We start from the raw sequence: 19,572 nt of genomic DNA, 5'->3' as shown, positions 1-19,572 counted from the left end.
CTAGTGTCAAATATTTACTGTATTATTTAATCATCAACTGCTTATTTACTGCATTACCATTAGTAATGAACTTTACTAGATACATCCCTTTATTGAGAGAGCTCAAATCAATCTGATCAACTGATGATGATTGATAGACTTTCTCTTCATACATTAATCTGCCGTTGACACTGTACACAGCGACTGTAGCTTGGTCTACTTCAGTTCCCCATTTTAGATTAATGATTCCTCTTGATGGATTAGGATATACTACAATTTCAATCTCTGATAGAGTTGTCGAAATACTTTCAATAGACCGTGCAGAAGAAGCTCCATTAATTTTGAATTTCTGCCAATCCGATGCTCCTGGACTGGTGCAGAGCATATTATTTCTTACGTATTGATCATTGTTCCCTTTCAAAGCATAGACATCATTACCATGGTCTTCCATGACAAATTTTTCCCAAGCTCCTATTGTAGTACGTGTACATGTCAATTCTTTTGTACCATTCTCTGAACTTACATATAGACCATTACTTCCTTTAAAAGCAACTGTACCGTCCCCATTATCGATAATTTCAAATAGTTCAGTAGATCCAGCAGAAGTTGCATTACAGTTTAGAACATCTGGGTTAGCAGAACTGATGTAGTTAAAGCTGCCTTGGTTCTGAAATGAATATAGTACCACCGATGGTGTGACATCAAAAAATACAGACTCATAATCAATGTTAGAATTAAAATCACTACCTACAGGTCTTATCGCAATGCCAAGCTTATAATCGTTTCCTACTGCCCAATCAATTGATTGAGTAACGGTTAAGGTAGCAGAACCAGACCCAGCATTGACAGTTAGTTTATCATTAGCTAACCAAGTACCTGAAGGAGCATTGACAATAGCAAATAATTCCAATTGTTGAGAAGCTGTATAATCGATTGTAACCTCGACGCTTTCTCCAGTCTTGACCGAGGTAGGTGCACTGCTAAAAGCTACGGTGCCACTTGGTGCTGCTGACACTATATCAAATAGTGCTGAAGTATAATCCAAATTGGAACCAAAGTTCCCTCCTACTGGCCTGAGGGAAATACCCAATTTATAATCTGTATCCAGTGCCAAAGGCGTAGACTGTGGGACGGAGATGGTCACATTACCTGTCCCTGCATTGACAGTTTGTTTGACACTGCTGATCCAGTTTCCTGAAGGGTCATTTACTGCTACTACGATCTCATTCTGAGCCGACGTTTCATAGGCGATTTGTACATTAAATGTTGCTCCAGTAACTACAGACTGAGGAGCATTTGAAATCGCTACGGTGTTGGCTCCAGGAGTATTATCAACAGGAGTCCAATCAGCTCCTGGAACCCATTTTGTCCCACCTCGCTCATATGCTCCAATGTCGGGTGCCGACCCTTTGAAACCGTCGGTATATCCCGGAATAACTTTACCTGCATCTACAAGGTATGAACCATTTGATGGCTCAAAGTTGAGAGCTGCTGGATTAATGAAAGGGTTGTTGGCATTGATAATATTTTCAGACTGGATATCAGTCCCATACCATGGCCCTACACTTGCATAGTTATTTATCAAGACTACATCGTCAAGAGTAAAACCATTTTCCCAACGTCCCATTCCTTCTAAAGCGTCGTAAATGGAATTATTGTATATATCAAGCCCCCAATTGTCCCAATTGATCTGGATACCTGACCAAGAAATTTTGTAGACTACGTTGTTATACACCTTGTATCCTTTACTATGGTTATCAAGATAAATACCGGCTACCTTGTACCCCGCATGTGGCGCTGCAGTAGAACTATGAAACCAGTTGTGATGAATCTCCGAGTTTTTATAATCATCGTTTCCTACGGTATAAAACACTCCTCCATCAGCATTGACTTTCATTACATCATATACATTGTTATAAGCCACAGTAGCATTTGATCCACTTGTATATATACCACTTCTACCACCACCACTGATCGTGTTGTATTCTACTACAGTACCTGGACAGCTTGACCTAACTGGCTCCGCATGATTACCAATTGTGTTGAAGTTTCTTATTACATTATTACGAATCGTGTTGTCTGACGACCCTTTCCATGCAGCCAACATTGAAATACCATTGGACGTACCGTTTTCTATCAGGTTTCTTTCAATAAGTGTATTACTCCCTTCTATAGTAATAGCTCCACGGCTGATCTGTGCATTGGTATTGTCTAGCTCATCCAAAATGGGAATACCGTGTCGAACCGTAGAGTTTCGGACAACATTATAGTCTCCATCTATCAATATGATTCCTCCAAATGTTTCAACCCCATCCAATACTATGTAGTCTTTCTTGATGTTAAAGGTGTATAAACGTGCTCTATATTCACATTTACCTGAAGCCGGATTGACACTACCTGGAGCCTTAAAATAGACCTCTTGGTTAGCTGCATCGTAATAATATTCTCGTGCAATATCTAAAGCATCTTTACTGTTAAAGAGGTAAAAAATCCCTTTATGACCATTTCTAGTGACGGTAGGGTTATGGACGCTAAATGGCCATTTTGAAATATCTACTGCTGGAAAGTCAATTCTTGACGTGGTAGCGTTTGTTATCTTTCGAGTAAAACTAGCACCTGAATGACCTCCCAAGTACCACATATAACCATCACTCCAGTCAAAATTAGGTATGCCTGAGTAGTTAATATGTGATGCAGAACCTCCCGTGATGTAATTGGCATTTGGAGTATATGGGTCATTGTCTGCGTTATTTGGCCAACGAGCGATATCCATCATATCTCCATCATAAAACAAAGCATTATCTTCGATACCAAGTGACATGGTCACATTCGCTTTGAAGATTCCGTTACCTGTTGAAGTCCAGCTATTAATTTCGTTAACTGCTGAAATAACGACCTTCTCTCCACTAGCTGCTTTGAAAGTAATTGGATTTCCTGAAGTACCATCATTCGCTGGCGTAACCGTTTCACGATACGTTCCTGCATGAATAATTACTACGTCTCCTGCTACGGCTACATTAGCGGCTTTTTGGATAGTGAGGTATGGACTGGAAGAAGTCCCCGAATTGGTGTCATTCCCATTTTTTGAAACATGAATCTCAGCGGCTGACACCGCTCCACTGAGTCCCAAACACATAATAAGGCTGAGTACTAGTCTTAGCATAGTTAATAATTATAGTTAATAAATCATCTTACTGGCACCCTTCATCTAATACTCTGCACGACGCTTAGATGAAAAGAATGAAGAACTCTAAATGATGCTTACATGAATTAAATAGTCCCTAGAATATAGGATATCTACTTCTGAGGTAAGTAGGGTCAATGAACCATTAAGATCTGCACTAAGGTTCGATTCTTGAACTCTACCTGATATAGATACTAATTAATCACACAAACAAAATCTAGGAATCCTTGAATTTGCCATTCGGAATTTAGGACTAATCCATTCTCAGAAACAAATTTCAAGCTGGGCAGAGAGCAGTTTTTAGAATATATACCTCTTGATTGAAATACTATGTACCCGTAGGTTCTTACTTAACAATAGGGTGGAAGCGTAAATTTTACGCAGAAACATAAGTAACTATAAAAGAAGTCTTTAATCAAAATTCAAATCTTCAGTCTGTTCCTAGCTAAGTAGTGAAGAGGTTTGAAAACCATCAATAAAAAAGTAACTTATAAAACAAGACTAAATTATTAATAATATGATTCCTTTCAGAACAGAGCTACATATCGATCCTAATCCAGATAAAATCGAGTATAACTCCAAGATCCTTTCAATTGGCTCCCAATTTTCGAATCTAATGATGAGCCAATTTTGCAAGTATAAGTTTCAAGTGAACTCAAACCCTTACGGAACAATTTACAACCCTATATCTATATTCAATCTTATCAAAACTAGCGTATACAATAGCCATATTAATCAATCACTTGTTACAGCGAACGAAGGCGTATGGAATCATTTTGACTTTCATTACCAGAGTCGAGCTCATACGCAAGCCGAACTAATGAGTAACCTTGAAGAGCGCATAGCCGATACTCACGACTACATGATGCAGACTGGTTTTCTTTTCATTACTATGGGTTCAGCCTATGTATTTAAGAGAAGAAAAGACGGGCACATTGTTGCCAATTGTCACAGAGCTTCTGCACAAGAGTTTGATAAGTCTTTGTTGACTCCTTCTGACATTGTAGATGGTTTTAGGAGTATCTATAATTCACTTAACCATGTAAAAAATATTATTCTAGTAGTGAGTCCAGTAATGCATTCTCGAGATTCTTTGACTTTAAATGAGGTAAGTAAATCTGTATTAAGACTAGCTTGTCACTTGATCATGGCAGAGTTTCCTTACGTAAAGTATTTTCCTGCATATGAGTTCCTAACTAGTGATCTTAGAGATTATCGCTATTATCAAAATGACTTAATGCACCCTTCAGAATCGGCTATGGAGTACATCCTTAGTAAATTCGTAGAGGCTTACATGCATGATGAGAGTAAAGAGTGTATTCAAGAGGTAGAAAGTATTATTGAGGCGCTGAACGCAAAACCTTACAATCCTCAAAGTGAAGAATACAAGAACTTTATTCAGGAAGCTATCCTGCGTATTGATAGGTTATCTGATAAAATGAATCTCTCCGAATGGACTAATACGCTAAAGGAAAAATTAGAAGCCTAATTACATTCTACTTCTAAAAAACAAAGATTATTTATTGATAATGGCACTGTAACATTTTCATAACCTCTAAATTGAAAGGCTTTAAATCAAAATTGATATCTCGCACTAAGTATTCCATTAACTCCTGCTGCGCTTATTCCTGAAGAGTAAGGACGATAATGTGTATCCATTAAGTTTTCTAATGCTGCAGTCACACTCCAGCTATCCGTAAACCGATATGCAGCACGAATGTTAAGCGTATACCATGATAGTGCTCCATCAACTGTATACAGGTGAGTCTTTTCTTGTTCTGAAGGCGCTAAGTCATCAAATTCTTTTTTAGCCTGAAAATGAGAATAAAACTCTGCTCTCAACTTATTACGTTGCCAAGTAATGGCTGCCTTGCCAAACATTGGGTAAGCATGTCTAAGCGGTACTTTTTCGACTTCATCCATTCCTTCACAAACATTGATCCGTCCTTCAAAGCCTAAGTTTTGATTAAAAGCAGCATTAAGACCTATTGAATACCCCCATACATATGCCTCTCCAGCATTATCTAAAGCTGACATGGCAAACTTATCATTGTCAAACATTATTGAATCCTGACCATTGAGAGAGAATGGTCTTCGAACCATTGCATTTTTCAAATCTGAATAATAAACATTTCCTTCAATTCGCAGGGCGTCTCCCACTACCCAGTCTACTCCTACTTCATAGTTATAGCTTTGTTCTGGTTTTAGATCTTCATTTGGAACTACTACGCTACCTCCATCGACTTCAAATACCTTACCCATATCATCTACATTTGGAGCTCGAAACCCTGAGGAGAATAGCAATCTAAAATCAAGGTTTGATGATGGGCTTACCACGACTCCAGCTGATCCACTGAGCGCTTGATTACTTTGGTTGATTTCGTAAAACGGCAAACTCATACCTTCGGTATCCAAGAAGAGTTCATTAAGTGTTACATATGTATAACGAGCACCTGCATTGAAAGCAAAGTATCGACTTGTCCGTTGATTGTACTGAGCATACAAAGCTGCAGAGCTATAATCACTACCTCCATTCGGGTAACGCGAATCAGTATCTGTTTTATTTCTCGTTATTATGTTTTCCCGAAAAGCAATAGATGTCACTTCATTTAGAAGAGCTTCTCCACCATAAAATAATCGACCTTGTAGTCCCAGTTTTTTTTCTGCATCTACATTAAGTGAATACACATCCACTTTCTCCTCCCTATGCCGTAAACTCTCCGATTGATATTTACGATCATGTCTCGATTCATCTACCATTTGGTTGGACAATGTAATTTTCAAGGTATTGAATGCGGGATTTACACTTGTATTTATATAAGAAAGTGCATTGAGAAGCATAAATTGTGGACCATAGTACCATTCCGCATTGATCAGTTCGCCAGTCTCACTATTTCGTTGCAGCAAACGATCATACCTCGGCACATCAGAACTATTGGAATAGTAAGTCAACAATTGAAACTCTGAATGTCTACCCATTTTGTAGGATAATTTGTTCATAGCATTGATTTGCCCATAGCCCGAAAACTTCTGAATATTTTCATCTGAATTTTGGACAAACACATCTTGATTACCAACGCGATCGATATACTTATACCTCTTTCCATAATCAGGAAATTTCCCCGTTCTATTTGCTCCCATTCTAAGGTCGTCAAACTGGCTAACTGTAATGCTTGTTACATTACTAATATTCTTTCCAGACAGTTGTAAAGAAGCTGAACCTGTTCGTTCATCATTAGCAGATGCGAATCGCAACATAGCAGACCCTCCAACGATCAATTTACCTTCTGAAGAATAATTAGTTTCCAAAGTCTTGAAATGCATTACACCGCCCAGCGCATCACTACCATACAGTGTAGAACTTGGACCGAAAATAACATCTGTCGATTCAAGCGAATTTGGATCTAGCGTAATGATGTTATGGAGATTCCCACTTCTATAAATCGCATTATTTATTCTAACCCCATCTAATACTATCAATACTGAGTTAGCTGAAAAGCCTCTGATCATTGGGCTCCCTCCTCCCATTTGACTCTTTTGGATAAAAACTTGTCCTGTCTGTCCCAGCATGTCAGCTGAAGTTTGAGGATTTCGCACCATTACATGTCGCCCTCCAATCTGAACAATTTCATTGGGAACATCTCTTTTATCTTGCAACCACCTATTTGCAGTAATCTGTACTTCATCTATTTCAATGACTTTCTCAGTCATATAAACCACTCTCTCTTGATTAATATCAGAAACAGAAAGGCTTTTAGTTTCATAACCGGGATGACTAAGGACAAATTGATTAACATCTTTGATCTTGCGCATTGAGATCTGTCCGTTATCGTCAGTAAGAAGAGGTTCTTCTTGATTCTTAATCAGTATGGATACATTAGAAATAGGTCGGTGAGTGAGTCCTTCTTTTATGGTTAAAATCTGAGCTTCAGCTATTGCACACACTCCTACCAACCAACAAAATAACATTGCAACCCTCGAGTTCAGAATCATGCCGTGAAATAAGCAAAAACTAAGCCATTAAAGCAGGTTATTACAATCAAATTGAAATTACTATGATCAAAGACTCTGAATTACTTAGAATATTTATTTTTATAAAATTATTTTTTGTCAATACTAAATGCCGATCATCAACTTTTCTTCTTACGGTGATTTCCTATATCCATTGCGAAATGGGCATTGGGAAACTATTATTCCTTCTGTATTTGGAAAGAAATTTGATCTCAATTACGATAGAGAAAGAATAGAAACTCCTGATGATGATTTTCTAGACCTAGATTGGGTTTATAACCAAAGCGAAAAGCTTGTAATCATTTCTCACGGACTAGAAGGGAGCTCTAATAGACCTTATGTACGAAGTATGGCCAAATATATGAGTGATCAAGGCTACGATGTCTGTGCTTGGAATTATCGCTCGTGCAGTGGCGACATGAATCGCCAGCTAAGGCTTTACCATCATGGTGTGACCGATGATCTTGAAACTGTCATCAAACATTGTGTAGATACCAGAAGATACAAAAAAATAGCGCTTATTGGATTCTCAATGGGCGGCAGCACTACATTAAAATACATCGGAGAACAAGGTACGAGCTACCCAAAACAACTTGTCGCTGCTGCTACTTTTAGTGTACCTTGTCACTTGTGGGATAGCGCTCTTGAGCTAACTTCTTGGAGAAATACATTTTACAGGAAAAGGTTTTTGAAAAAACTAATTGATAAAATCAAAAGAAAAAGCGAGCAGTTTCCTGGATATATTGACACCACAGATATTGACAAGATTAAATCATTTGGGATTTTTGATGAACGCTTTACAGCTCCTCTACATGGATTCAAAAGTGCAAGACATTTCTACAAAGACAGCAGCTCAGACCTATACTATAACAGTATCAAAATACCAAGCTTGATTGTCAACGCACTCAATGACCCTATGCTGGGAGAAAGATGTTTCCCTATAGAACAATGTAGGGATCATCAATTTTTGTTTCTGGAAATGCCTAAGTCTGGCGGGCATGTTGGTTTTAGTAGGAGGTTCAAAAAACACAATTGGATGGACATCAGAGCCCATCAATTTATTTCAGAGTTTATGGAAGAATAGAATAGTATTTCAAATCATTCCTCAGTTTTCTTACGTATTGAGCCAAACGAGAATAAATACCCAACCACTATACCAGCATTAATTTTTTTAGACACATTAGGAACTCCGGTAGAAAAATCCCCTGAATCAAAAACGTCCGAAATACTATAACCACCATTAATTTCTAACATTAAAGTTCCAAAATCAAAATCATAGTAAGCCCCCACTCCTCCCTTGAGACCATAATCGATTTTTCTATCTCGGTCTTCATCAAATGCAATAAAATCATCAGATGCAGTAGCTGGATCACCCAAATCATTTGTTGTTTGATAAACTAGTTGATATGGTAATATACGAGTTGATTCTGTTCTAAACTCTCTAAATTCTACTAGTCCGTCAGGGTCGGCGTCTATTTTGCTTTTAATCATATACCCAACAAAACAGCCTGCATTTGCAAAAAAATGAAGTCTCTCTTTTCCGGAATATACATGTACCAACATTGGTAGCTCTATATAGTCCAACTGTGTCACATGATTGGCAATACCTACTTCATCTGAAAATTTCTGCGACCACCCTTTCTGGATATAACTCAGTCCAAACTGTACCCCAATATGTTCTTCCATGAAATTCATCATTGTCAACCCGAACTGATATCCTGGTGTAAATCGTTCATCAATCTGAATTACATCAAATGAACTAAAGATATTGGCCGAACCAAAAGATGCCCCTGCATTTACACCAATATATGTTTTACTCTGTCCATATGATATTTGTACTGCTGAAACTAAAAAAATAATAAGAAAGAGTGCTCTTTTCATCTGTCAATATTCGTATTCAGCAGTAACATGAGCTTAGCTAAGTTCAAAGCACACTACACAAGCTGAATTTTGATGACGCTAAATTATGAAATCATTTCTTTTCTAGTCCTAACTTATGCCCCCATACTGCAAAATATAAAATCACCACATAGCATGGGATCAATATCCAATACGCCCCTCTTGCCGCAATTGATTCTGCTTGTTCGACTCCCTGACGCATCAATTCATCATTATTTAAATCTTCTATCTTGCCGTAAAGTGGAGGAATAATAGCACCTCCTGATATTCCCATGATCAATAATGCCGATCCTGTCTTTGTAAACTTACCTAGACCATCAATGGCTAAAGGCCATACTGCAGGCCAAACCAAAGCATTAGCAATACCTAAAGCAGCTACGAAAAGAACTGATGTAAATCCCTCAGTCATCAAAATGCCGATAGACAATAAAATTCCTAGAATTGCACTTAATTTCAACGCTGTTCCTTGACTAAGGAACTTAGGTATTAGTACCACACCAAGTAAATAAGTAAGAATCATCGCCCCAAGGGTGAAGGAAGTAAAAAACTTTGCATTATCTAACCCTAATGTAATTCCATACTTGATAATTGAATCTCCAGCTATTACTTCTGCACCTACATAGACAAATAGGGTTAGAACGCCTAGCCACAAATGAGGAAATTGAAAAATACTGGTTTTAGTTGTTTCTCCGACAACCACATCCTCTCCTGGCTCATCTATATCTGGAAGAGGCACGAAACGTATTAGAATAGCTAAAACAAGCAAAATCACAGCCATTAGTATATAAGGCATAACTACGCTTCCTGCCATTTCATTCAGCATCGACTGTTGCTCCTGCTCATTAGCAACAGACAATAAGTCCATCTTACTTTCAATCCCATCAAGCAATAAAGCTCCAAAAATCAATGAGCCTAAGGCTCCCGCTGCCTTATTACAAATCCCCATGATTGAAATTCTACTAGCTGCACTTTCTATTGGCCCCATGATCGTAACATATGGATTGACTGCTGTCTGCAACAATGTCATTCCAGCTCCTTGAATAAATATCCCGGTTAAAAACACAAAGTAAGTTCTAGATGAAGCTGCTGGAATAAAAACCAATGCCCCCAAAGTCATCAATAGTAAGCCTAGTGACATTCCTTTCTTGTATCCGATTTTTTTCAAAATAGCTGCTGAAGGCAAAGCCATAACACTAAAAGATATGTATGAAGCAGATGCTACTAGAAAAGACTCTGCAGAAGTCAGTTCACAGATAGATTTCATGAACGGTATCAATGCCCCATTTACCCAAGTGATAAAACCGAAAATGGCAAACAAGCCACCAATGATAACTATGGACAGAGTTGGGTTATTAGCATCTGACTGAGATGTATTTGGCATAACAAGATCTACTTTTTCAGTCACGCAATATAAGGCAGGCCTCTTGGTTACACAAAACGATCTCAGATGAGACAAAAACACTGACAAAAAACACAATTTCACATGTCATATTTTGTTAATCGAATAATAGCATGACTGAAGTTCTACTAATGAAAATATTAGCATATCATTGCTCACATGAACACAGACCACATAAAATTCCTAGTACTAGACGTAGATGGTACGATGACTGACGGCAGAATTAATGTTCTCTCTGATGGAAGCGTTTTCAAACAATTTCATGCAAAAGATGGGTTAGGCATCAAAATGCTAATCAAAAAAGGAATAGACGTAGGCATTATTAGTCATGGTACTGCTCCAGAAGCCATCGAAGCTAGAGCAAAAGTTTTAGGTGTAAAATATGTATATGCTGGACTTAGAGAAAAGGACGAAGTTTTGAGTGAGTGGTTAGGAGAAAAAGGGATCAAATTCAATGAAGTAGCATATATAGGTGACGACCTCAATGACCTTCCTGTAATGAATAAAGTTTCAATTTCAGCTTGTCCATCTAATGCCTCCGATGAAGTAATCTCTTTTGTAGATGTAGTTCTTAAAAAAGAAGGAGGAATGGGCTGTATAAGAGAATTTATAGATAGGTATATGGGGATTACTTACTTGGGTTTTCAATAATTAATTCACGCTTAATAGTATTCTGACGGCTCTATTTATGAATTAGATTCTTAATTATGATCATCTACTTCATACATTAGAATAGACTGGTATGAAACGGTAATCTCAATTTATTAAAACAAACCGACAAAAAGGCTTCCTTCCAACTGCTGCAGCTATCTTGCAATCGCCATTTATTCTTCTATTTTTGTGCCAAAATTGAAACACGATGAGCGTATTAGTTAACAAAGATTCTAAGATTATCGTCCAAGGTTTCACTGGTACTGAAGGTACATTTCACGCCTCGCAAATGATCGAGTATGGCAGTAATGTCGTAGGTGGTGTAACTCCGGGAAAAGGTGGACAAACACATTTGGACAAGCCAGTATTCAATACTGTGAAGGATGCTGTTGAGCAAGTTGATGCTAACGTATCTATTATTTTCGTTCCGCCAGCATTTGCTGCTGACGCGATCATGGAAGCTGCTGATGCAGGTATCAAAGTGATAATTGCTATCACAGAGGGGATTCCTGTGAAAGATATGATAGCTGCTAAAAACTATTTAAAAGGTAAAGATGTAACTCTTATAGGACCAAACTGCCCTGGAGTAATTACTCCTGGTGAAGCTAAAGTTGGTATTATGCCAGGTTTTGTTTTTAAGTCAGGAAAAGTAGGTATAGTGTCTAAATCTGGTACTTTAACATACGAAGCTGCTGATCAAGTTGTAAAAGCTGGATTGGGTATCTCAACTGCAATCGGTATAGGTGGTGACCCTATCATCGGAACTTCAACAAAGCAAGCAGTAGAGCTATTGATGAAAGATCCGGAAACTGAAGCTATCGTTATGATTGGTGAAATCGGAGGTAGCTATGAAGCTGAAGCAGCAAAATGGATCCAAGAACAAGGTAACCCTAAACCAGTTGTGGGTTTTATTGCTGGACAAACAGCCCCTAAAGGTAAAAGAATGGGACATGCAGGTGCTATTATCGGAGGCGCTGATGATACTGCTGAAGCTAAAATGAGAATCATGAAAGAATGTGGTCTTCATGTAGTAGAAACCCCAGCTGAAATCGGAGAGACTATTGCAAAAGCTTTAGCTTAATAGCTAATAATATAGAAGTTAAAAACATTTTTAAACCCTGGCTTGGTAATACCAAAAGTCAGGGTTTTTTATTTCCCAACAACTAAACAAGTCTTTATATAATATTAATTAGTAATTATATATTCATATTTTTACACCTCCATCCCATCCTGCTTATTATTTACTAACTAATTATTCATATACAATAAACCATAATCAGCTATGATTACAAAAATCAAGTCATGCCTTAATCTGACATTTCTTTCACTAATTTTATCATTGACAATTGTAACTTCATCTTGTGATACAGCAGAAGACAAACTAGACGAAGCGACTCAAAACGGAGAAGAAGGAGAAGGAAACTCTGAAGATGATAGCTCTTCTGAAGATGAAAATGGAGAAAGCTCAGGTAATGACGAAGATGACTCTAAAGCCTCTAGTATCAAGTATGGTGAAGATTTTATAGTCTTTGAGCCTCAAGTTACAGATTCTGAACTTGGTAATTGGGTTTACCGAAAAAAAGGAGATCCTGAATACTTTGATGGAAGTCCACTAGCACCGATCAATGATGACTATTTTGAATTTGAAGGGAATAAAAGTAGAGGTGGAAAAGAGGACTCTCCACTAGTTTTCAAGTTCACCGCACCAAAATCAGGTAATTTCTACTTTGCAGCCAGATTACTGCAAAACTTTGAAGAAGGTGATCATGATGATTATTGTAATGACATTTATGTCAAAATGGAAGGTGATTTTACATCTGCAACAGATTTTACAACTGATCAACTAAAGATCTTTCATAAATTTTATGGCCGAGGAAACAATAAACCTCTAGCTAACAGAGCCTTAGGAACTATGAGAAACTTAGAAATTAAAGGTAAACATGCTTTAGCAATTTATAATTTTAAAGAAGGTGAAGAATACACGTTGACGATTGCTGGAAGATCCAAAAATGCATGTATCGACTACTTTTTGTTTCACCATGAATCTCTCAAGCTAAACAGAAACATATCAAAGGTAAAAAAAGCCGATATGGCAGAAGTCTTACCAGAAGAATATAGACCTGATACTAAATAAGAGTCATAATTCATTAAAAGAACCTATGAGATTAGGCTTAATAAAACTCTAATCCCATAGGTTTTTTTATTAGAGAACGAATATTACACTAAACAATACCGTTGTTCGCTAAAAAGTTAAAAACAGCAAATTGAGTCTTTTAAAAAAGAACCAATTGTTGATATTAGGATATCGCTATTAATCCTCCATGTCACTCAACTCGAGATTAAGTGCTTTCGTTGAAATCTGGATTTCCCACAGAGAAAATATAAGAGATATGAGTAAAGAGAAAAGACTCAATCCAAAAAACACCTCTGCTACCATCTCCTTCTCTAAATAAAGAGCAAGCATGCATAGCACGGTAAGAACAAAACTCACCACTCCAAAAGCCTGCATTCTACGAGTAAGATTGAGTCGAAGTCTTAAATTCTTGATTTGGTCAACTACTATCGTTTTATCAGGGTCTGACTTATACTTTGCATGAAGACCACGCACTAAAGTAGCTAACGCCAAAAACCTATTGGTATAAGCTAGCATCAATAATGTAATGGCAGGAAACAAAAGTGCCGGTGTGGAAATGGCTAGCTCCACCTTAATTCTTTTCGATCAAGGCAATTAACTTCTCTGCATCCCAAGGTTTTCCGATGCTACCGTCCAAGTTGTAGGACTTGATAGCATGACGAATAATTTCATCATTTACATATTCAGAAATGATAATCCTTACTAAATGAGGGTATTTTTCTACTACGTGCTCCATCATTTGAACACCTGTCATACCAGGCATTCTATGATCCGCCACTAAAATATCTACAGGTTCGTTGGCAAGTATCTCTAATCCCTCCTCTGCACTACCTGCCGTAATTACTTTATACCTTCTTTTGAAAGCTATTCTAAATACATTCAGGTTAGCAACCTCGTCATCTACATAAAGTAGCGTCTTCTTGTCCGCCATAGTGGTAATGTGGTGTTAATCTCTCTATTATAACTGGTGCTTCTAAATTACACAAAATAATCATACTAGAACTAGATATATCAAAATGCCTCTCTAACGGATAGGTAAAAAGCCATGCCACCTTCGTCTGAAAACCCAAGATCCATTCTTACATTCATTTTCTGACCTTTGATTGCCTGAAACCTCCCCCCTAGTCCATAGACTATTCGTGTATTTTCAATGTTAAAATTTTGAAATTTATCAAATACTTGACCTGCTCCTGCCCATATCACTCCACCTAATCTCCAAAAAAGCTCTTGGCGACCTTCAACTTGAAAAAACATAGCTTGACGATCACGATACAAGTTTTTATGCCCTATACCTCGCAACCTTCGATTCCCTGCTATTCGGTTCAGCTTATAAAATGGAATATCATCCCCTGAGGTCAATTCTGATTTAAATTGAAACGCGAGTATGTTTTTAGGACCAAGAAATTTAAAATATTGTCTGTAATCAATTAAGTACTGCTGATAGTTATATTCACTACCGACAGCTTCACTAAATGCTGTAAACCCAACATTGATAAGTTTACCTTTCGTTGGATAAAGAATATCATTTCGCGTGTCAAATTGCAAAGCTGGACCGAAACCAATAGTACGTCCCCCTTTGATTCCTCGAGGAGAATCTGTTGCTAATAAACTATCAGTATCATATTTGGTGATATTGTTAAACTGAATATCATAGTAAACCCCTAAAAACAAGTTTTTAGACTGAGGTCTAGTGTACCTCCCATCGAGCCTGAAAAACCGATCTGTATAGGTATCTTCCACGTCTGCATCTGTCTCTGGACCAATACCAAAATATTTATCTGGGAAATCAAAATAGCGCATGGTAGAAAAGACATTATCACCATTCTTAAAATAGTAATCAGCATCTATTACAGCTTGTATCTGTTTATTGAGTGTATATATGAACGCTGGTGTAAGTGATGAATTTCTTTTAATTCCATCATCTATTTTGTCTTCAAACACAAAGAATGCTACTCCACCAAACTCACCTCTAGTTTCTGGTGAATATCCTAAAGCGGGATAAAAAGCGAAGTTTTTACTATTGACTTGGGTAGAATCAGACTGCCTAGAAACAGAATCAGCCTTCTGACCAAAGCTGTATCGTACTAGCAGCAAAGTGATCAGAAGGCTAAATAATAATTTCATAAGCTCCAAAAGGGTATTAATCTACTCTCAAATCAATACCTAGTTCCACTAACTGCTCTGAAGCAATCTGCGATGGAGACTCAATCATGACGTCTCTGGCAGAAGTATTTTTAGGGAATGCAATAAAGTCTCGAATCGAGTCAGATCCTCCAAACAAAGAACATAAACGATCGAAACCAAAAGCTATACCTCCATGCGGTGGTGCTCCATATTCGAACGCATCCATCAAGAACCCAAATTGCTCTCTCGCTTCTTCATCTGAGAATCCAAGATGTTTAAACATTAATGCTTGTGTTTCCTTATCATGAATTCTGATAGATCCTCCTCCGATCTCCACTCCATTAATAACCAAATCGTAAGCGTTAGCTTTCACTTTACCTGGTTCTGTATCTAGCATCGGAATTTCGTCCAATTTCGGAGATGTAAATGGATGATGCATTGCATGATATCTTTCTGACTCTTCATCCCATTCTAATAGTGGAAAGTCTAATACCCAAAGAGGTTTGAAATCTTTAGGGTCTTTTAAATTCAACAAATCTCCCATATGTAGCCTTAACTCACATAGCTGCTTTCTAGTCTTATCAGCCTCTCCTGAAAGAACAAGAATAAGATCTCCAGCTTCTGCTCCCATTTTGTCAGCCCAAGCTTTTAAATCTTCTTGAGAGTAGAATTTGTCCACAGATGATTTGAAAGTACCGTCAGCGTTACACTTTACATAAACAAGTCCTTTGGCTCCTATTTGTGGTCTCTTCACAAAATCCGTCAAAGCATCAACTTGCTTTCTCGTCCAATCAGCACATCCTTTTGCACAAATACCAACTACTAATTCAGCTTGATCAAAGACATTGAAACCTTTGTTTTGTGCTAAGTCATTCAACTCAACAAATTTCATATCAAATCTTACATCAGGTTTGTCTGATCCATAGTATTTGATAGCATCATCATACTGCATATGAACAAACTCTCCTACTTCCGTGTCTATTACTGCCTTGAATAAATGCCTTGTTAAACCTTCAAAGATCTCTAGAATATCTTCTCTGGTCACGAATGACATTTCGCAGTCTATTTGCGTAAACTCTGGTTGTCTATCGGCCCTTAAATCTTCATCTCTGAAACACTTTACTATCTGGAAATATCTATCAAACCCAGAAACCATTAAAAGTTGTTTAAATGTCTGTGGAGACTGTGGTAAAGCATAAAACTCTCCCTTATTTACCCTAGATGGAACAATAAAATCCCTTGCTCCTTCAGGAGTAGACTTGATCAAAACAGGAGTTTCTACTTCCATAAAACTCTGCCCAGATAAATAGCTTCTAGTTTCTTGAAGCATCTTGTGACGAAGCATTAACTTCTCTCTAACCTCTTCTCTTCTCAAGTCAAGGTATCTATATTTCATTCGAAGCTCCTCCCCACCGTCAGTTTCATTCTCTATAGTAAAAGGAGGTGTTTTCGCTTCATTTAAAATCTCCAACTCCGAAACTTTTATTTCTATTTCACCCGTAGGGATTTTATCATTCTTAGCATATCTCTCTACGACCTCTCCAGAAGCTTTCAGTACAAACTCTCTACCAGTACCTTTAGCAATCTCTAAGACTTCAGCAGCAGTAGATCCTTCTTCGAAAATCAACTGAGTCACCCCATATCTGTCTCTAAGGTCTATCCAAACCATTCCACCTTTATCTCGAGTCTTTTGTACCCATCCACAAAGTGTCACTTGTTTACTAGCATCGGCCAACCTTAGTTCGCCACAAGTATGAGTTCTTAGCATTGTACTGTTGTGTTGTATCTGTATTTAAATTGAGGCGCAAATGTAGACTTTTTTATACAAGAATTTATTTTTCATTTGTTTAACATCTTCAATACCACAATCTAACTAACTAGTTAACTAGATTACTGTACAAATAATTCCAACTCGTTTATTTTAGCACCTGATTATGTACACACAGCGCAGATATCCCTTCAAAGGATTATTAAGATGGACGAAAAGAGAACTTATTTTCTTTACTGTTTTTACTACCGTCACTACATTTCTTTATGAAGTCCTCAATCTAAAATGGCTCCAGATTCCTTTAACTCCTGTAGGGTTGATAGGTACTGCGGTGGCATTTATGATTGGTTTCCAAAACAATGCTGCCTATGATAGAATTTGGGAAGCAAGAAAAATATGGGGCGGAATAGTGAACACTTCTAGATCACTAATCATCATGGTAAAAGATAGTTTGTATTTAAACCATAAGAATCTGTCTGGAGATGAAAAAAGTATCATAAGAGTAATTACCAACAGGCACATAGCTTGGTTGACAGCCTTACGATATGCAATGAGAACCAAAAAACCTTGGGAAACTTCATATGATAATTTGAAGAAAAAAGGATTTGATATGATGGTTCCAGAGCATGAAGAACATTTGGAAGATCAGATAAAAACGCATCTTTCTGAAGAAGAATATCAATATGTCATGTCTAAAGAAAACAAACCCAATGCTATCATCAGTTTACAATCAAAGCACCTAAGACAATTAACTGATGATAGAAAATTGTGGGATTTCACTTTCTTAAACCTTCAACAGATACTCAACGAATTAACAACTCTGCAAGGAAAAACAGAACGAATTAAGAACTTTCCATACCCAAAGCAATATGGAAGTGTCGGCTATCACTTTGTACACATATTCATGTGGCTTCTTCCATTAGCTATTATTCCTACTTTCGCTAATATGGCTTCTAAACTGGTGGAATCTCATCCGATGATCATGGAGTACTTTGTATGGTTCAATATTCCATTCACAGTAGCGGTAATCTGGGTATTCAATACTATGCTTAGAATTGGCTTGGCTGGTGAAAACCCTTTCGAAGGTTCTCCCAACGATGTCCCAATATCAAATATCTCAAGAAGTATCACCAGAGACATACTTCAGATAATTGATGAGGATGAATCTGAAATCCCAAAGCCTTTCGAAAACATCAATAACATACAGATGTAAAGAGTAGAAATAGTCTATTAACTAACCACTTTCACGAGCTTTTTAGGCCATGGATCTGGAAATTGATAGCCATTCTTCCAAAGATCAAGTTCTTCATCTGTAAGAAAGCAGGCCTTAAGAGCGTCAGTAAATCGATCTACTTGTCCCTTTCCTCCTATTACCGTAAGGTCACAGTGACGATCTCCGAATCGGCCTGTTTCCTTGGCTAATAACTCCTTGAGTTGTTCTATTTCAAAATCCGAAATCCCATGATCTTCATCTTCTACTACACCTGCCCTCCATGAACCTATTAACTCTAAGCTAATACTCCCTGCAGCTTGATTCCAAAGTAGAGAATGCTTGTCTCTTGTACAAAGCCAGAAAAAACCTTTGCTTCGATAAATCCGCTTATCTAGATAATTATGACAGGCATCCCAAAGTCTTTGAGGGTGAAAAGGGCGATCATCTTTAATCACTCTAGTTGCCAAATCGTATGGACGATCTTTGTCTTCCTCTTCCTCTAATACAGGCTTGAGTTCTGTTACTAACTTACTCACCTTATGATAATTGTACTCCTCAAGATCAAACAATGATTCAATGGTCAGTTTACCAAACTGTACTGAATGCGTTGACACGTATGGATTGATTTGCTGTACATACCCAGCTATGGTTGGAAGCTTACCTTCTTCTATTCGATCAGATTTAGTCAATAAAAGATGGCTACAAAACAGTATTTGCTCGACAAGCAGGTTGACTGTGTCTCGCTTGGATTCCGCCATATTCTTTTGCATAGCAGGTATTAGCCCCTTCCCATATTCATAGTCGTGAGACAGCATTAGACTATCTACCAATGCAAATACACCTGTCAACTTTACCTGATTCTTATTCTTAAAATATTCTATCAGCGGCATAGGGTGACAACTTCCCGAAGTTTCTATGATAATCAGCTCTGGTTCTTGTCGAGATATAAGCTTATTTAAAGCTAGATCCAGTTTTTTAATACCTTGTTTACTACTAAGCACACAGGAATGGATAGACTCCATGATCTGCTCATTCTCTTCTACGATGCTCATTCCTCCTATCAGCTCGCCATCGACATCAAGTTCGCTCATATCATTGACGATGGCACAAATAGGAATCTCTTTCTTCTTAGATTGAGCCAATAGTTTTCTAAAAAGGGTAGTCTTTCCTGAACCTAAGAATCCGTTAAGGATAACTACTGGAATACGAT

15 protein-coding genes are annotated in these 19,572 nt (G+C 37.7%); 6 read left to right on the top strand and 9 right to left on the bottom strand.

The annotated features are described in order from the left end of the window. Nucleotides 1–22: 22 nt before the first annotated feature. Nucleotides 23–3,142: a T9SS type A sorting domain-containing protein gene (locus DKG80_RS09570; RefSeq protein ID WP_109831106.1), complete on the bottom strand. Its 3,120-nt coding sequence runs from the start codon at nucleotides 3,140–3,142 to the stop codon at nucleotides 23–25. Between the two features lie 538 nt (nucleotides 3,143–3,680). Between DKG80_RS09570 and DKG80_RS09565 the strand changes: the two genes are divergently transcribed. Further along, complete coding sequence (locus tag DKG80_RS09565) at nucleotides 3,681–4,652, top strand: GSCFA domain-containing protein (RefSeq protein ID WP_109831105.1); 972 nt, start codon at nucleotides 3,681–3,683, stop codon at nucleotides 4,650–4,652. Nucleotides 4,653–4,738: 86 nt separating this feature from the next. Here the strand turns inward: DKG80_RS09565 and DKG80_RS09560 are convergent, their stop codons facing one another. Then, nucleotides 4,739–7,132: a TonB-dependent receptor plug domain-containing protein gene (locus tag DKG80_RS09560; RefSeq protein WP_162555786.1), complete on the bottom strand. Its 2,394-nt coding sequence runs from the start codon at nucleotides 7,130–7,132 to the stop codon at nucleotides 4,739–4,741. Between the two features lie 151 nt (nucleotides 7,133–7,283). On the opposite strand from DKG80_RS09560, the gene DKG80_RS09555 reads away from it, so the two are divergent. Continuing rightward, entirely contained in the window at nucleotides 7,284–8,258 is a 975-nt protein-coding gene (locus DKG80_RS09555) for a YheT family hydrolase (RefSeq protein WP_109831103.1), read from the top strand. Between the two features lie 14 nt (nucleotides 8,259–8,272). Here DKG80_RS09555 and DKG80_RS09550 read toward each other — a convergent pair whose 3' ends face one another. Further along, a complete protein-coding gene (locus DKG80_RS09550; RefSeq protein ID WP_109831102.1) occupies nucleotides 8,273–9,055 on the bottom strand; it encodes a porin family protein in 783 nt (260 codons plus the stop codon). A gap of 91 nt (nucleotides 9,056–9,146) precedes the next feature. After that, on the bottom strand, nucleotides 9,147–10,454 hold the full coding sequence (locus DKG80_RS09545; protein ID WP_109831158.1) for a sugar MFS transporter: 1,308 nt from the start codon (nucleotides 10,452–10,454) through the stop codon (nucleotides 9,147–9,149). A gap of 177 nt (nucleotides 10,455–10,631) precedes the next feature. On the opposite strand from DKG80_RS09545, the gene DKG80_RS09540 reads away from it, so the two are divergent. From DKG80_RS09540 to DKG80_RS09530, 3 genes are all read left to right on the top strand, one after another. Further along, nucleotides 10,632–11,123 (top strand): KdsC family phosphatase, encoded by a 492-nt coding sequence (locus DKG80_RS09540; protein ID WP_109831101.1) that lies wholly within the window; start codon nucleotides 10,632–10,634, stop codon nucleotides 11,121–11,123. A gap of 208 nt (nucleotides 11,124–11,331) precedes the next feature. Continuing rightward, nucleotides 11,332–12,204 carry a succinate--CoA ligase subunit alpha gene (sucD, locus tag DKG80_RS09535; RefSeq protein ID WP_109831100.1) on the top strand — a complete coding sequence of 291 codons (873 nt, stop codon included), beginning with the start codon at nucleotides 11,332–11,334 and terminating at the stop codon, nucleotides 12,202–12,204. A gap of 201 nt (nucleotides 12,205–12,405) precedes the next feature. Beyond that, the gene (locus DKG80_RS09530; protein WP_109831099.1) at nucleotides 12,406–13,257 is read left to right on the top strand and encodes a hypothetical protein; all 852 of its coding nucleotides are present in this window, start codon (nucleotides 12,406–12,408) and stop codon (nucleotides 13,255–13,257) included. A 177-nt stretch (nucleotides 13,258–13,434) separates the two neighbouring features. Here DKG80_RS09530 and DKG80_RS09525 read toward each other — a convergent pair whose 3' ends face one another. The 4 genes from DKG80_RS09525 to aspS all read right to left on the bottom strand — a co-directional run bounded on the left by DKG80_RS09525 (nucleotide 13,435) and on the right by aspS (nucleotide 17,149). Then, the gene (locus DKG80_RS09525; RefSeq protein WP_109831098.1) at nucleotides 13,435–13,827 is read right to left on the bottom strand and encodes a DUF2721 domain-containing protein; all 393 of its coding nucleotides are present in this window, start codon (nucleotides 13,825–13,827) and stop codon (nucleotides 13,435–13,437) included. A 1-nt stretch (nucleotide 13,828) separates the two neighbouring features. Next, complete coding sequence (locus tag DKG80_RS09520; protein ID WP_109831097.1) at nucleotides 13,829–14,188, bottom strand: response regulator; 360 nt, start codon at nucleotides 14,186–14,188, stop codon at nucleotides 13,829–13,831. 80 nt (nucleotides 14,189–14,268) lie between these two features. Continuing rightward, entirely contained in the window at nucleotides 14,269–15,381 is a 1,113-nt protein-coding gene (locus tag DKG80_RS09515) for a BamA/TamA family outer membrane protein (protein ID WP_109831096.1), read from the bottom strand. Between the two features lie 16 nt (nucleotides 15,382–15,397). Next, nucleotides 15,398–17,149, bottom strand: a complete 1,752-nt coding sequence (aspS, locus tag DKG80_RS09510; protein WP_109831095.1) for an aspartate--tRNA ligase — start codon at nucleotides 17,147–17,149, stop codon at nucleotides 15,398–15,400. A 166-nt stretch (nucleotides 17,150–17,315) separates the two neighbouring features. Here aspS and DKG80_RS09505 point away from each other — a divergent pair, with 166 nt between their 5' ends. Next, nucleotides 17,316–18,362 carry a bestrophin family protein gene (locus tag DKG80_RS09505; protein ID WP_109831094.1) on the top strand — a complete coding sequence of 349 codons (1,047 nt, stop codon included), beginning with the start codon at nucleotides 17,316–17,318 and terminating at the stop codon, nucleotides 18,360–18,362. Between the two features lie 17 nt (nucleotides 18,363–18,379). Here the strand turns inward: DKG80_RS09505 and DKG80_RS09500 are convergent, their stop codons facing one another. After that, nucleotides 18,380–19,555, bottom strand: coding sequence for a CobW family GTP-binding protein (locus tag DKG80_RS09500; RefSeq protein WP_262509897.1), 1,176 nt, complete (start codon nucleotides 19,553–19,555; stop codon nucleotides 18,380–18,382). Nucleotides 19,556–19,572: the final 17 nt, after the last annotated feature.

Source organism: Reichenbachiella versicolor, from assembly GCF_003171675.1.
Lineage (GTDB): Bacteria > Bacteroidota > Bacteroidia > Cytophagales > Cyclobacteriaceae > Reichenbachiella > Reichenbachiella versicolor.
The sequence above is the reverse complement of the archived record's forward strand: the minus strand, read 5'-3'. Positions and strand labels throughout refer to the sequence as shown.